This window comes from Bartonella sp. CM120XJJH (assembly GCF_042194715.1).
GTDB lineage: Bacteria > Pseudomonadota > Alphaproteobacteria > Rhizobiales > Rhizobiaceae > Bartonella.
This window is the reverse complement of sequence record NZ_JBHINE010000117.1, coordinates 1-242: the sequence shown is the minus strand read 5'-3', so window position 1 is coordinate 242 and position 242 is coordinate 1. Positions and strand designations below refer to the sequence as shown.

Annotated in this window: 1 protein-coding gene; it reads left to right on the top strand. The window is 38.0% G+C overall.

Annotation, left to right across the window (positions count from 1 at the left end):
• Nucleotides 1-4: 4 nt before the first annotated feature.
• On the top strand, nt 5-242 hold a 238-nt coding region (locus ACFIKU_RS10105; RefSeq protein ID WP_375657431.1), incomplete at its 3' end, for an aldehyde dehydrogenase family protein.

The following is a 242-nucleotide window of genomic DNA, read 5'->3' as shown; positions in this document are numbered from 1 at the left end:
AATTATGTTTAATAAACGGAAATTTTATATCAATGGTCTATGGGATGATCCAAGCACTCCTCACGACTTTGACGTCATTAATCCATCAACAGAAGAGGCTTGTGCTGTCATTAGCCTTGGAAGTACAAAAGATGCCGATAAGGCAATTAACGCGGCTAAAGAAGCATTTCAAAAATGGAAAACAACGTCACCAAGCGAGCGTCTTGGATTCGTTGAAAAAATTCTAGAGATCTATGAAAAAC